Source organism: Komagataeibacter oboediens (assembly GCF_003207815.1).
Taxonomy (GTDB): Bacteria; Pseudomonadota; Alphaproteobacteria; order Acetobacterales; family Acetobacteraceae; genus Komagataeibacter; species Komagataeibacter oboediens.
In genome coordinates, this window is record NZ_NKTX01000061.1 from 1 (window position 1) to 12,558 (window position 12,558).

General features: G+C 59.3%; 13 protein-coding genes and 2 pseudogenes. 8 read left to right on the top strand and 7 right to left on the bottom strand.

Going from position 1 to position 12,558, the window contains the following annotated elements:
- A partial coding sequence (locus CFR80_RS14500) for an ATP-binding protein (protein ID WP_181418227.1) occupies nucleotides 1-381 on the top strand: 381 nt, incomplete at its 5' end.
- Between the two features lie 107 nt (nucleotides 382-488).
- On the opposite strand, the gene CFR80_RS14505 is transcribed toward CFR80_RS14500, so the two are convergent.
- Nucleotides 489-1,205 carry an efflux RND transporter periplasmic adaptor subunit gene (locus CFR80_RS14505; protein WP_258367831.1) on the bottom strand — a complete coding sequence of 239 codons (717 nt, stop codon included), beginning with the start codon at nucleotides 1,203-1,205 and terminating at the stop codon, nucleotides 489-491.
- Nucleotides 1,206-1,558: 353 nt separating this feature from the next.
- Here CFR80_RS14505 and CFR80_RS14515 point away from each other — a divergent pair, with 353 nt between their 5' ends.
- The 4 genes and pseudogenes from CFR80_RS14515 to CFR80_RS14530 form a co-directional block, all read left to right on the top strand.
- Nucleotides 1,559-2,152, top strand: coding sequence for a TetR/AcrR family transcriptional regulator (locus tag CFR80_RS14515; protein ID WP_010516304.1), 594 nt, complete (start codon nucleotides 1,559-1,561; stop codon nucleotides 2,150-2,152).
- A gap of 86 nt (nucleotides 2,153-2,238) precedes the next feature.
- Complete coding sequence (locus CFR80_RS14520) at nucleotides 2,239-3,396, top strand: iron-containing alcohol dehydrogenase (protein ID WP_010516306.1); 1,158 nt, start codon at nucleotides 2,239-2,241, stop codon at nucleotides 3,394-3,396.
- Between the two features lie 82 nt (nucleotides 3,397-3,478).
- Complete coding sequence (locus CFR80_RS14525; protein WP_010516308.1) at nucleotides 3,479-4,870, top strand: NAD-dependent succinate-semialdehyde dehydrogenase; 1,392 nt, start codon at nucleotides 3,479-3,481, stop codon at nucleotides 4,868-4,870.
- 124 nt (nucleotides 4,871-4,994) lie between these two features.
- Nucleotides 4,995-5,513: pseudogene (locus tag CFR80_RS14530) on the top strand (AraC family transcriptional regulator); the annotation flags it as partial.
- Here CFR80_RS14530 and CFR80_RS19930 read toward each other — a convergent pair.
- From CFR80_RS19930 to CFR80_RS14545, 3 genes and pseudogenes are all read right to left on the bottom strand, one after another.
- Nucleotides 5,502-5,853 (bottom strand): annotated as a pseudogene (locus tag CFR80_RS19930) (DHA2 family efflux MFS transporter permease subunit); the annotation flags it as partial. The pseudogenes CFR80_RS14530 and CFR80_RS19930 sit on opposite strands and share 12 nt — an antisense overlap.
- Nucleotides 5,854-5,958: 105 nt before the next feature.
- Nucleotides 5,959-7,074 (bottom strand): metallophosphoesterase, encoded by a 1,116-nt coding sequence (locus tag CFR80_RS14540; RefSeq protein ID WP_010516315.1) that lies wholly within the window; start codon nucleotides 7,072-7,074, stop codon nucleotides 5,959-5,961.
- Between the two features lie 128 nt (nucleotides 7,075-7,202).
- Nucleotides 7,203-8,183 (bottom strand): SDR family NAD(P)-dependent oxidoreductase, encoded by a 981-nt coding sequence (locus CFR80_RS14545; RefSeq protein ID WP_010516316.1) that lies wholly within the window; start codon nucleotides 8,181-8,183, stop codon nucleotides 7,203-7,205.
- A 121-nt stretch (nucleotides 8,184-8,304) separates the two neighbouring features.
- Here CFR80_RS14545 and CFR80_RS14550 point away from each other — a divergent pair, with 121 nt between their 5' ends.
- Entirely contained in the window at nucleotides 8,305-8,886 is a 582-nt protein-coding gene (locus CFR80_RS14550) for a TetR/AcrR family transcriptional regulator (protein WP_010516318.1), read from the top strand.
- 250 nt (nucleotides 8,887-9,136) lie between these two features.
- Complete coding sequence (locus tag CFR80_RS14555; protein ID WP_010516320.1) at nucleotides 9,137-10,243, top strand: FAD-dependent oxidoreductase; 1,107 nt, start codon at nucleotides 9,137-9,139, stop codon at nucleotides 10,241-10,243.
- A gap of 88 nt (nucleotides 10,244-10,331) precedes the next feature.
- Here the strand turns inward: CFR80_RS14555 and CFR80_RS14560 are convergent, their stop codons facing one another.
- Entirely contained in the window at nucleotides 10,332-10,550 is a 219-nt protein-coding gene (locus tag CFR80_RS14560; RefSeq protein WP_010516322.1) for a ChaB family protein, read from the bottom strand.
- Between the two features lie 223 nt (nucleotides 10,551-10,773).
- Nucleotides 10,774-11,337 (bottom strand): TetR/AcrR family transcriptional regulator, encoded by a 564-nt coding sequence (locus CFR80_RS14565; protein WP_232275958.1) that lies wholly within the window; start codon nucleotides 11,335-11,337, stop codon nucleotides 10,774-10,776.
- Between the two features lie 154 nt (nucleotides 11,338-11,491).
- On the opposite strand from CFR80_RS14565, the gene CFR80_RS14570 reads away from it, so the two are divergent.
- Nucleotides 11,492-12,139, top strand: coding sequence for a glutathione S-transferase (locus tag CFR80_RS14570; RefSeq protein ID WP_010516326.1), 648 nt, complete (start codon nucleotides 11,492-11,494; stop codon nucleotides 12,137-12,139).
- A 162-nt stretch (nucleotides 12,140-12,301) separates the two neighbouring features.
- Here CFR80_RS14570 and CFR80_RS19610 read toward each other — a convergent pair.
- Nucleotides 12,302-12,558: hypothetical protein (locus CFR80_RS19610; RefSeq protein ID WP_220032746.1), on the bottom strand; the 257-nt coding region annotated here is incomplete at its 5' end.

Genomic DNA, 12,558 nt, shown 5'->3' on the forward strand with positions numbered 1-12,558 from the left:
GCCATTGGCCGGAGCTGCATCCGCACAGGTCGGCGTGGCCGGTTCTTCAACGTGGTGGACCTGGTCAACCGGCTTGAGGCTGACAGTCGGGCGGCAAGGGCGGGTCGGCTGGCCGAACAACTCGGCCGACTGGACTTTGTCATCCTCGACGAACTGGGATATCTGCCATTTGCCCAGTCTGGCGGGCAGTTGCTGTTCCATATGATCAGCCGCCTTTATGAACAGACCTCGGTCATTGTCACCACGAACCTGTCCTTCGGTGAATGGGCCAGTGTATTCGCCGACGCCAAGATGACCACGGCACTGCTCGACCGTCTGACCCATCACTGCGACATCATCGAGACAGGGAACGAAAGCTGGCGGTTCAGGAACCGTAACTGAACCTCTCTCCAGATCCATACCTGCCCCGGCCTGTCTCCTTACGCCTACGGCTTCAGGAGACAGGCCGGGCCTTCAACAGGGGGTTAATATTGCATGCCGATCAGGGGTTATTTTTGAGTGCCGATTGACACCACCTCGCCTGCTTCCACCAGCCGGTCGGTCACGATGCCGTCCTCGGGCGCCATCAGGCGGGTGTAGCCAAGCTGTTCCTGCGCCACGCGTACCTGCGCCTGCGTGGCCTGCACCTGGTCCTGCGCGGTTTTGTAGCGGCGCACCGCGTCGTCATAATCGTTGCGTGAAATGGCCTCCACCGGCAGCAGGGCTGCGGCCCGCTGCTTCAGGGGGGCAGCCTGTTCCAGCGCCGCTTTTGCCGTGGCGTTTTCCGCCAGCGCCGTGCGCAGCATCTGCTGTGGCACCGTGTCATCCAGTCGCGCCAGCACGTCCCCCGCATGGACGACGCTGCCTGCGGACACGGAACGCTCCACCACCTTGCCGGCCAGGCGGAAAGCGAGGTTGATGGACTGATGGGCGGCGACCTGCCCTGTCACCACCTCGCCACTTGCGTTGGATATGGGTTCGGCAATGACGGAGCGGACGGGGCGGATTTCCTCCACCGGCGCCTTCTTGTGGCAGGCTGAGAGCAGAAGTAGCAGGCAGAGCAGGATCAGGCCAGGATAACTCCCCGGTTTTTTAGTGGCGGGCATGACCTGCGGGGCTGGCGGTGCGCTACCTGTCCTCTGCGTTACAGGATGAAAAATGGTGGCGAGGAAGGTGGGATGTTGCACATGGCCCACGCCTTCACTGCCAGTATGTCTGGTTTGCATGGATACCGACCACTCCCAGTCATTTCCTGAACCCGGCGGCATGACGCAGCCGTTACGGGTTGTATATATACGAGACCGTATCGTATTTCAACGATGTTCGGGTGTGACCTTGTAGCCTTTGATGAGGTGACAGCAAAAGGTGCCGGACAATCCGATGGAGGAAAAGACAACGCCAGGCCATCTATGTAGCGAAAGCGCGCTGAAAATGGTGCCGGGCCAGATTGAAACGGCGGTGGCCTATGGCGCGCGCCCCCTCGCCTCGTCCGGTCAGGAAGCAGGCAGCAGACAAAAAAGAGACGACCGGTCTAATTTTTGTCTGGACACGCCGACCAGTCACCCGTATATAGACTTCCATGAAGATTGCAGAGAAACATCGCGCTGCCCGGCAGCACATTCTGGAAGCGGCCCGGCCGCTTATCGGCCAGCGTGGTTTCTCGGCCGTTGGTCTGGCGCAGATACTTGATGTCGCGGGCATTCCCAAGGGGTCGTTCTATCATTACTTCGAATCAAAGGAAGCCTTTGGCGAGGCCCTGCTCCAGACCTATATCGACGATTACCTGATAAAGATGGATGACATCCTGGGCAACGACGATGAGAACGCCGCACAGCGGATCACCCGCTACTGCCAGTTCTGGCGCGATACCCATATCAAAGGCCAGATCGGCAACAAATGCCTGATCGTAAAGCTTGCGGCCGAAGTATCGGACCTGTCCGAACGGATGCGCGCCATTCTGGATGTTGGCACCCGTACTGTCATTGACCGGATCAGTAAAGTAATTGCTACAGGACAGGAAGAGGGATCGATTGCCAGCACACAGCCCGCGCTGATGCTGGCGGCGTCCCTTTACCAGCTCTGGCTGGGGTCAACGCTTATGGTGAAGATCACCCACAGTTCTCCGCCGTTTGATCATGCCTGGGAGGCAAGCAGGCGGCTTCTGGAAATCTAGCGTGCCGGACATGCCGCCAACGGCCTGTCCTACGATTTTAATAGATGACCGGTCCAATAGATACGACCGGTCCAATAGGTGCAAAAATGCAGAATTTCGAATTCTACAACCCCACGCGGGTTCTGTTTGGCAAAGGCATGATTGCCCGTCTTGATGAACAGCTATCGCCCGAGGCCCGCGTGCTCGTTCTGTATGGTGGCTCCAGCGCCGAACGCAGCGGCACGTTGAATGAGGTCCGTGCGGCCCTTGGCAACCGGACCTTCCGTGAGTTTGGTGGCATTGAAGCCAACCCGACTTATGAAACCCTGATGAAGGCCGTGGCCATGGTGCGGGCGGAAAATCTCGATTTTCTGCTGGCCGTGGGTGGCGGCTCGGTCATGGACGGCACCAAGTTCGTTGCCGCCGCCGTGCCGTATGAAGGCGAGCCGTGGGATATTCTGGTCAGCAAGGGAGAAGCGGCAAAGACGGCACTGCCGCTGGGCACCGTTGTCACGCTGCCCGCCACCGGGTCCGAAATGAACTGCCTGAGCGTGATCTCGCGCCAGTCCACAGGCGACAAGCTGCTGTTTTCCAACCCGCTGGTCTATCCGCGCTTTTCAGTGCTGGACCCCATGCGCACCATGAGCCTGCCGATGAAGCAGGTCATCAACGGTGTCGTGGACTCCTTCGTGCATGTGATGGAGCAGTACATGACCTATCCGGTCGATGGCATGGCGCAGGACCGCTTTTCCGAAGGGCTGCTGTCCAGCCTGGTGGAAATCGGGCCACGTATCATTGCCACGCCAGACGATTATGACCTGCGCTCCAACCTCATGTGGGTTGCAACCCTGGCGCTGAATGGCCTGATCGGTGCGGGCGTGCCGCATGACTGGACCACGCACATGATCGGTCATGAGATCACGGCGAAATACCACATCGACCATGCCCGCACGCTGGCCATGGTATTCCCTGCCCTGCTGAAGGTACGCCGCGCCGAAAAGCGCGCCAAGCTGCTGCAGTATGCCGCACGGGTTTGGAACCTGACCGAAGGCACCGAAGACGAACGGATCGATGCCGTTATCCGCAAGACCGAAGAGTTCTTCGAAAATCTTGGCGTGCCGACCCGCCTGTCTGCTTACGATATCGGGGCGGAAGGCATCAACGATCTGGTCAGGCAGCTTGAAGATCACGGCATGACCCATCTGGGTGAAAACGGTGATGTCACGCTGGATGTCAGCCGCCGCATCCTTGAGGCCGCCGCCTGATCCATACCGAAAGTTTACCCGGGATACGGCCCCAGACCGTATCCCGACCCCAACTGGCTGAATAAAGAGACAGATATCCAAAATGGCTTACGCATCAACCAATCCCTATACTAACGAAGTTGTCGCCACCTTCCCCGATGCTACGGATGCGGAAGTACAGACCGCACTGGCCGAAGCGCATGCCGCTTTTGAAAGCTGGCGTGACACGTCCTTTGCCGACCGGGCAAAGGTCATGAACGCGGCGGCTGCCATCCTGCGCCGCGACATTGACAAATATGCCCGCCTTGGCACGCTGGAAATGGGCAAGCTGTTCGAGGAGTCAAAGAAGGAAGTCATTCTTTCCGCCGAGATCTTCGAATACTATGCCAACCACGCCGAAGAACTGCTGAAGCCGGAAATCCTGCCCGTCGCCAACCCGGCGGAAGGCAAACCCGTTCTGGTTCACGAACCGCTGGGCATCGTGCTGGCGATCGAACCGTGGAACTTCCCCTTCTATCAGGTCGTGCGCATCATCGCGCCGCAGCTTTCGGCCGGTAATGCCGTGTTGCTCAAGCACGCATCCAACCTGCCGCAGTGCGCTGCAGCCTTTGATACGCTGATGGCCGAAGCGGGCCTGCCCAAGGGTCTGTTCCGCAACCTGTATGCAGCCCGCCCCCATACCGCCATGATCCTGAACGACCCGCGCGTGTGTGGTGTCGCCCTGACGGGTTCGGAAGGGGCTGGCACCGTGATTGCCGGCATTGCAGGCAAGGCGCTGAAAAAGGCGACCATGGAACTGGGCGGCGCGGATGCCTTCATCGTTCTGGATGACGCTGATGTGGAAAAGGCAGCCCGCTGGGCGGTAATCGGCCGTCACTGGAATGCCGGTCAGGTCTGTGTTTCGGCCAAGCGCCTGATCGTGGCGGATGCGGTTTATGACCAGTTCCTTGCCCTTTACAAGGAAGGTGTTGCCGCCCTGAAGGCCGGTGACCCGATGGACCCGTCCACAACCCTTGCCCCCCTGTCGTCACAGGCCGCGGCAGACGACCTGCGCGATCAGGTTACGCGGGCGATGGACCTTGGGGCGAAGGTTGAAATCATCGGTGCGCCGGTGCCCGAACAGGGCGCGTTTTTCCAGCCGCTGCTGATGTCCAACCTTGATGGGAAGAATGCGGCCCGCCACTGGGAATTCTTTGGCCCCGTGACCCAGATCTACCGTGCAAAGGACGAGGCGGACGCCATCCGCATCGCCAATGACTCCCCCTACGGGCTGGGTGGCTCGGTTTTCACCCGGGACGAGGCACGCGGTGCACGTGTGGCACGCGCCATTCGCACAGGCATGGTGTTCATCAATCATCCGCTGTCGCCGAAGGCCGACCTGCCGTTCGGTGGTATCAAGAACTCGGGCTATGGCCGTGAACTGATTGGTCTTGGCATCAAGGAGTTCATCAACCACAAACTGATCAATGTGGTCGATATCGACGCGGCGTTCTGACGAAACAGGCGAGGCCGAGCACAATGATGCGTGCCCGGTCTCGCCCACAATGGGAAACGGCCATAAAGAAGTAGGCTGTACCAATCTTTATTGCGAGCGGATCGAAGCAGGGCAGAAGTCCTGGTCCGGATCGTTTTTCCTGACACGGACCGATGCGCCTTACCTCATGCGCTGGAAGGCTGATCCGGATTGCCCGTTTAAGGTCCTGCATCTTTATCTGGGGCGTACTCTGGTGAACCGGGCTGCCTGATCGTTAGGGCTTAATTCCTTCCGACCCTTCATGCGTGACATTTCCGGTGTTCAGGACGCATTCATATCTGGTGTGCTGACAGGCCTGACGGCTGGGATCCAGACACCTCACTCGGCCAGTTCTCTATTTGTGAACGGACTTCTGGAAAGCCTGACCGTCTACCTTCTACGCCATTATGCAAATACACATTCTACTTCCACGCCCAAAACTGCACAGCTGCCAGCGTGGAATCTTCGGAAGGCACTTGATCATATGGAGGTCCATCTCGCCGAACCTTTCGATCTCGATTTTCTGGCCGGGTTGTGTGGGATGAGCCGGTTTCATTTCAGTCGATCGTTTCACAACATCATGGGGCAAAACCCGTCACGCTGGTTTATCTGGCGGCACGCGGAATAGCCGCAGATCGATCAGCGCATGATCGCCCTTTTGCCGCGCGGAGTGGAAATGCAGGATGAACAGCGGTAGCGCCGCCTGTCCGGCGGTCTGCCGCACATGGTCGGTGCCGTTACAGGAACGCGATCAGCGCGGAAGTCCGCAGCCCGAAGGGCAGGTTAAGCAGAAAAATCCATCGCCATGACGCGACCGAGAGGATTGTGCCTGCCACGGCGGGCCCGAGACGCGGAGCGAGCAGGACCGGCAGGGCGACGGCTCTCGCGGCCCTTGGCATGTGTCTGTTGGCCATGCGGGAGGCCGCCATCTGCGCCATGGCAGCAAGCAACCCGCCTGATTTCCCCAAAGCGCTGGTGACGGAAAGGATCCATTACCCGAACGATACAGGAAAGTCGGCGAAGCGCATTGGAATATTGACATTCTTCAGAACAGGATAGGGTTCCTTCTCTCATCCCGCACGCAGAGTGAAACGGGTGATCTCGGATGGCCTACCCAGCCGGAGCGCGAATCCCGGCCACAGCCCGGTGCCGTTACTGACGTAAAGCATCATGTTTCCCAGATCATAGCGGCCTGAAACAAATCCGTTATTGCCGCGTGCAACAAGACGGTCGAGGCCAACAATCATCCCGCCATGCGTATGGCCCGACAGTTGCAGGGCAACGCCCTGTGCGGCAGCTTCACGCGCATCACCGGGCTGGTGATCGAGCAGCACGACCGGGACACCGACAGGAATCCCCGCAAGGGCCGCAGCCAGATCGGGGCCAGCCTGTCCATGCCCGGGTGCCGACCGGTCGGTGACGCCTGCAATGACCAGCCTGGCGCCTCCCCTTGTGATGACCGCATGGCGGTTCAGCAGCATGTGAAAACCCAGTTCTGACAGGTGCTGCATCCACTCGCCATAATCGAAGAAATATTCATGGTTTCCCGGGATCGCCAGAACACCGTTCGGCGCATGCAGCCCCGCAAGCGGTGCCACGTCGGCACGGCGCATGGCCACCGAGCCGTCAATGAAATCGCCCGTCACGACAATCATGTCGGCCCCGGCCGCGTTGGTACGCTCCACGACTGCCCTTGCCCATCGGGCGGGAAACAGCCGGCTGATATGCATGTCGGTCAACTGAACCAGCCGATAGCCGTCAAATGCTGGCGACAGGCCGGGAATGGTCACGCTTACATCCTTGACTGGCGGCACACGCAGCGCATTGGCAACGCCGATGGCGGAAAGCATCCCGGCAAGGCCACCCACGGCCGCCCGCGCCGCGACCGAGATACGCACCGGCTGCCACGTTACCAGCGCAACCAGCAGCGCACCAATATCAAGCGCGATCTGGAACAGCATGAGAAATGCGATCGCCCCGAATGCCCAGTTGAACAGGATGACAACAGGCCGGGGAAATTCTGGCGCGAAGACCGAACCCGAGGAAAGCCGGGACCAATAGTGGTAAAGTGCAGCCACGACCACCAGAGCAGCAGCAATCACCTTCAACCCCAGCGGAAGCGGTAACGGCCAGAGCCAGTTCAGGATCACGACAAGAAGGGGCAGGCCGAAAACAACAAGGCGCATTCAATATCCTCGCACGGAAGCGCAGGGAGACATCTTCCATCCCCCTGCGTCCAGGCCATTCATATCGGTAAAATGTCTGTCGGGGCGTCAGGAACGTCCATTATGCCACAAACAGGAACAGGGGTGACTCAGGAGAATTTTTCCCCGACCATTTCCTCGCTTTTGGCCCACAGCGCCTCGGCATGCACGGGATCTAATGCATAGGCCCGCACGCCCGCACTGACCAGACTGATCGGCTGGTCATCGGGCACGACCGGGCTTACGTGGCAGTCTTCGCAGTAATGACCGCCGACGGCATCAGCCGTCCCCACTACGCCTGCCCAGACTGCCGTGGCCGCCCCCTGCGGAATGGTCTTGAACTGGAATGGTGGTTTTCCCTCAGACGCAGCCTGTTCATTGATCCGCGCCACCATCGCCTCAATGCCGCCTGCTGGCATGTAACGCGTCAGCTCGGTCAGAATTCCACCCGGATGCACCGCTGTTGCGCGCACGCCGCGCGCGCGGTGCCGTGCGTCAAAGGCGACGGCAAACAGGATGTTGGCTGTCTTGGAACGGCCATAAGCGATGAACGGATCATACGGCGTATGCTCGAAATTCGGATCCTGCAGATCAACGTCCGCAAAGCGATGTCCGGCCGAGGATACGTTGACCAGCCGGGCACCGGCGCGCATCAGCCATGCAATGCGGTTAACGAGGACAAAGTGTCCCAGATGATTGGTGCCGAACTGCGTCTCGAACCCGTCCTTCGTATGGCCGAATGGCGTCGCCATCACGCCCGCATTGGCGATCACCAGATCGAAAGGCAGGCCGGTTGCGTTCAGTTGATCGGCGCAGGCGCGGACACTACCCAGGTCCGCGAGGTCCAGGGCGACCAGTTCGAAGCTTCCGCCTCCACGCGCCGCATCCGCGCGGACCTGCGTGGTGGCCTGCTCTGCTTTTTCCAGATTGCGCGCGGCACCCACCACATGGGCGCCATGGGCTGCAAGGGCACGCGCGGTTTCAACGCCCAGACCGGCAGAAACGCCGGTTACAAGCACGCGTTTGCCCTTCAGCGATACGCCGGATAGGACATCTTCCGTTGTCGAGCTTGCGCCAAAAGACTGTGTCATGGGGGGAACTCCCTGAAAGGATGCATCCGTTTTTTGCCGAAATGGCCTGCGGGATGTTATATGGAGTGTAGCTCCGCTTGTTATATTCGGAGGTATGCTCCGTTTAACAAGAGGGAAACCGGTGACCGACGAAAAAAAGCCGCGCCGCCGACCGCGCAGCGATGGACAGCGCAACAGGGAAAACCTGCTGAACGTGGCCAAGGCTGCGTTCACGGCGGGGGAAGTCGATATCCCGCTGGATGAGATCGCCCGGCGTGCAGGGGTGGGAATCGGCACGCTTTACCGCCATTTTCCCAATCGCGATGCGCTGATCGAGGCGGTCTATCGCGCTGAACTCGACCGCCTTGCCGATGCCGCACCGGTCCTTGCCGCGCAGCATCCGCCAGTGGAGGCTCTGCGGGCGTGGATGCGGCTGTTTGTTGACTATATTGCCGCCAAGCTGGTGATTGCCCCTGCCCTCAACGGCCTGGCAGGCGGCACGGGCGCACTTTATGCCCAGTCCGGCACGGTCCTGCAGGGTGCGATCGACGGGCTTGTGGCTGCTGCCGTTGCCAGTGGCGACATCAGCACGGATATCGAGCCGGTTGACCTGCTCCGCGCCCTGGCAGGGGTCTCGAACTACGCCGCTGGTCCCGGCTGGGAGACCAGTGCGAAGCGTCTGGTCGATATTCTCATCGCCGGATCACGGACATCGGCATCATAATCAGGCGGAAGCGTTCTGGCGGGCGGAATGACCGTCGCCCTGCGTGACGGGTACATCCTGCCGCCATTCCTTGCGGGAACGTCCCGTCTGCTGTAACGCTCAGACCTCGCGAAAAACGACTGTCCGTGGCCCACTTTCAGGCTCCAAGGCTGTCGCACATACGCCCTTCATGCCGTGGCATGATTGGCCAGCGTCTCCGAAAAACACAGCCCGCATTGGCAGATGCTGATGCGTTACATGGAGCGCGATCATGCAACGGACCATTGCGATAATCGGGGCTGGCCCTGGTGGCCTGACCCTAGCCCGTATCCTGCACCTGCACGGGATCGAAGCCACGGTCTACGAGGCCGAGACGTCGCCTGCCGCCAGAAAACAGGGCAGTCTGCTTGATATACATGAACATAACGGCCAGCGCGCGCTGAAGGCGGCGGGCCTGCATGATGATTTCCGCCACCTTGTCCGTCCGGGTGAGGATGCAAAGCGCATTGTGGACAGGAACGGGACCATCCTGTTCGACCGGTCGGGGCAGACCCTGTCCCCGCGCCCGGAAGTTGACCGGGGCGAACTGCGCCGCATGCTGATCGCGTCCCTGCCCCCTGCTGCGATCCGGTGGGGCCATAAGGTCATGTCTGTATCGCCAGTTGCCAACGGCCAGCATGAGATTGTTTTTGCCAATGGTGCCAGAACCACAGCGGATCTGCTTGTCGGTGCAGATGGTGCCTGGTCGAAAGTCCGTCCGCTTCTCACCCCTGCCCGGCCCGTCTATTCAGGCACCTGCTTTATCGAGATTGCCTGCCCTGTTGCCGATAGACACCGCGCGGTGATCGGCACAGGCACCCTAATGGCAGTGGCACCGGGCAAGGGCATCATCGTGCATCGCAATGCCGATGGAAGTGTGACGGGATATGTGGCGCTGAACCGGCCGAAAACATGGGTAAGATCGGTTGATTTTAGCAATGTCAGCAAGGGATTAAGTATTATTGCACGGCAGTTTACGGGCTGGGCATCGCACCTGACACGCTTCATTACCGACAGTATTGCCGATCCAGCGATCCGCCTGATCCATGCCCTGCCGCCCGGACTGCGGTGGCCGCATCGACCCGGCGTGACCCTGATTGGCGATGCCGCACATCTCATGTCCCCGTTCGCGGGAGAAGGGGCCAATCTTGCCCTGTATGACGGCGCGGAACTCGGTCGGTCGCTCATCACCCGCCCAGATGACATGAACGCGGCCGCAGCGGCCTATGAGGCGGCACTTTTTCCACGAAGCCATGAAGTGGCGCGCCGGTCCGCGCAGAATCTGGAGCTGTTTTTTGGACCGGATGCACCCGGCAGTGTAGTTGATCTGTTTGACTAGTTCGCGTGAGTAATACGTTCCTCCAGAGTACAGGCAGATGCTTCTGAAACACTACAGATCTAGCGGGCATGACAACGGATGATACCCGTCAGGCATCGTTCCGTGCGACCCAGACGTTACCGTCCTTGACGTATTTACGCTTCACAGCCGCCCACGCCACGCGATTGGCCGCTTCCTCGGGGTCTTCACCTTTCGCGCCATATTCGGTCCAGGCATTGTTGAATGCGGCCCGGAAAATTTCCTGGGCATGAGTAGGCAGGTGCAGACGGACCCGGTCTGGCAGATCGTGGATTGACGAGTAAGGCATCAGGTCACTCCATTGGTCAGGATTTCATCTGTCGCGCACAGACCTGTTGGGGGAACCATCAGGTCATACCATGGTGTGTCGGTTGCAATACCTGTGCTGAAGCAGGTCGATCCGGACAGTTTTCGTGGTTTGCAGGCAGTTATGCCGAAAGTGACCTATCGTGGAGGAAGTTGCCTGTGCCCGGCGACGCAACGCCATGCCACGCGCGCAATCCACGCTGAGATTATCCCAGAAGTCCACTCCTGCAATAACTGTCAATAATCTCGTCGAACAGTGCAATATCAGCGCGGCTTCTGGCCATAAGCTGCGCACCGGACACTGCGGCAAAGATGGCAGAGGCCCGACCCGTGTTGTGTGGAGATGCCTGATCGATCGCGGATATAACCGTATCCAGCCATGCGACATTGATATCGGCAAAAGTCTGAACCTCATGCCTGACGGCATCAGGCAGATCCGCATATTCCGCGCTCATGAAACTGCACAGGCACAGGCGGTTGCCGTTTTCGAGCGATCGGCGGAACATCTCAGGATAACGGCGCAGGCATAGGCGGGGATCGGTGGTTTCTGCCTGCATGGCATTAAGTGCGGCCCTGATATCCTCCCAATACCGCCGCGCAACCGCAGCACCCAGATCGGCCTTGCTGGGGAAATGATAATAGATACTGGCCGCCTTGATGCCGACTTCCTTTGCCAGGTCACGGAAATTCAGGCCGTTATAGCCATGCATCTGTGCGGCCCGCCTTGCGGCTGTCAGGATGGCCTCCCTTGAACTGGAACTTATCGTCATGCTCATCATCTGCCTGTGACTTACCTACCAAGTGATAGATAGACGTTGACGGCTGGGATTTGAAGTCATACCCTTCGCCTACCTACCATTTGGCAGGTAGATAAATGACACGACGCCCGATACCCTCACGTCCGATGGCAACGAGGTTACGCCCATGAAAATCTATGACTGGCCCACCGGCCCCTATCCGGCCCGCGTACGGATTGCCCTGGCTGAAAAAAACCTCCTGTCTGATGTCGAATTCGTGCCGGTCAATCTGTGGAAAGGCGAACATAGGAAAGCCGACTTTCTGGCCAAAAATTATTCGGGAACCCTGCCGGTCCTCGAACTTGGGGATGGCACCTGTCTTGCGGAATGCACGGCCATCACGGTCTATCTCGATGCACTTGTGGGAGAACCCACGCTGACCGGACGAACGCCGCTTGAGAAAGGCGTAATCCACATGATGACAAAACGCGCCGAAATCGAGATGCTGGATGCGATCAGCGTCTATTTTCATAATGCGACACCCGGTCTCGGCCCCGATGTGGAACGCGACCAGAACCGGGAATGGGGATTGCGCCAGCGGGACCGGGCGCTACGCGGGATGCATTATCTTGATGGGGTTTTAAGAAAGCAGCCATTCATTGCAGGTGATGCTTTCTCGATGGCGGATATCGCCGTCATCGGGGGTTTCATATTCGCTACAGCCGTAAAAATGCCTGTTCCGCAGGAATGCGAGGCCCTTCTCGCCTGGTATGCCAGAATGCAGGAACGCCCGAGTGTGCGGACGCAACTGGCCATTGTGCCGCCGCCTCACTGAATGACGCGCACACCAGCGCCGACGGGTTGACAGCATGCAGGGCCGCCGGCGGGGGGGCAACTCAGGGCTTCCAGCGCCGCAGGATGAGGGATGCGTTAATGCCGCCAAAGCCAAACCCGTTCGAGATGGTGTGGTCGAAGCTTGCTAACCGGCACAAATCCGTCACAAGTCCAATACACCTTCGAAGCCGTCCCGACCTGAGATGCCTATTATCCCGAATGCGGGCATCCTTGCTGGCAGTTCCCCTTTTTCAGGCGACCTCTCCCCTGATGGCGTCAGTCCGTCATAAGCACGGCATATGTCATCTCCAGATAGGTTTAAGAGCCTGATCCGAAAGTTTTTGAACAATACCAGCATGTTGTGATTCATCCGTCTTTGCGAAGAGATGGAGTGAATGGTGGCATGGACTGGTATTGCCC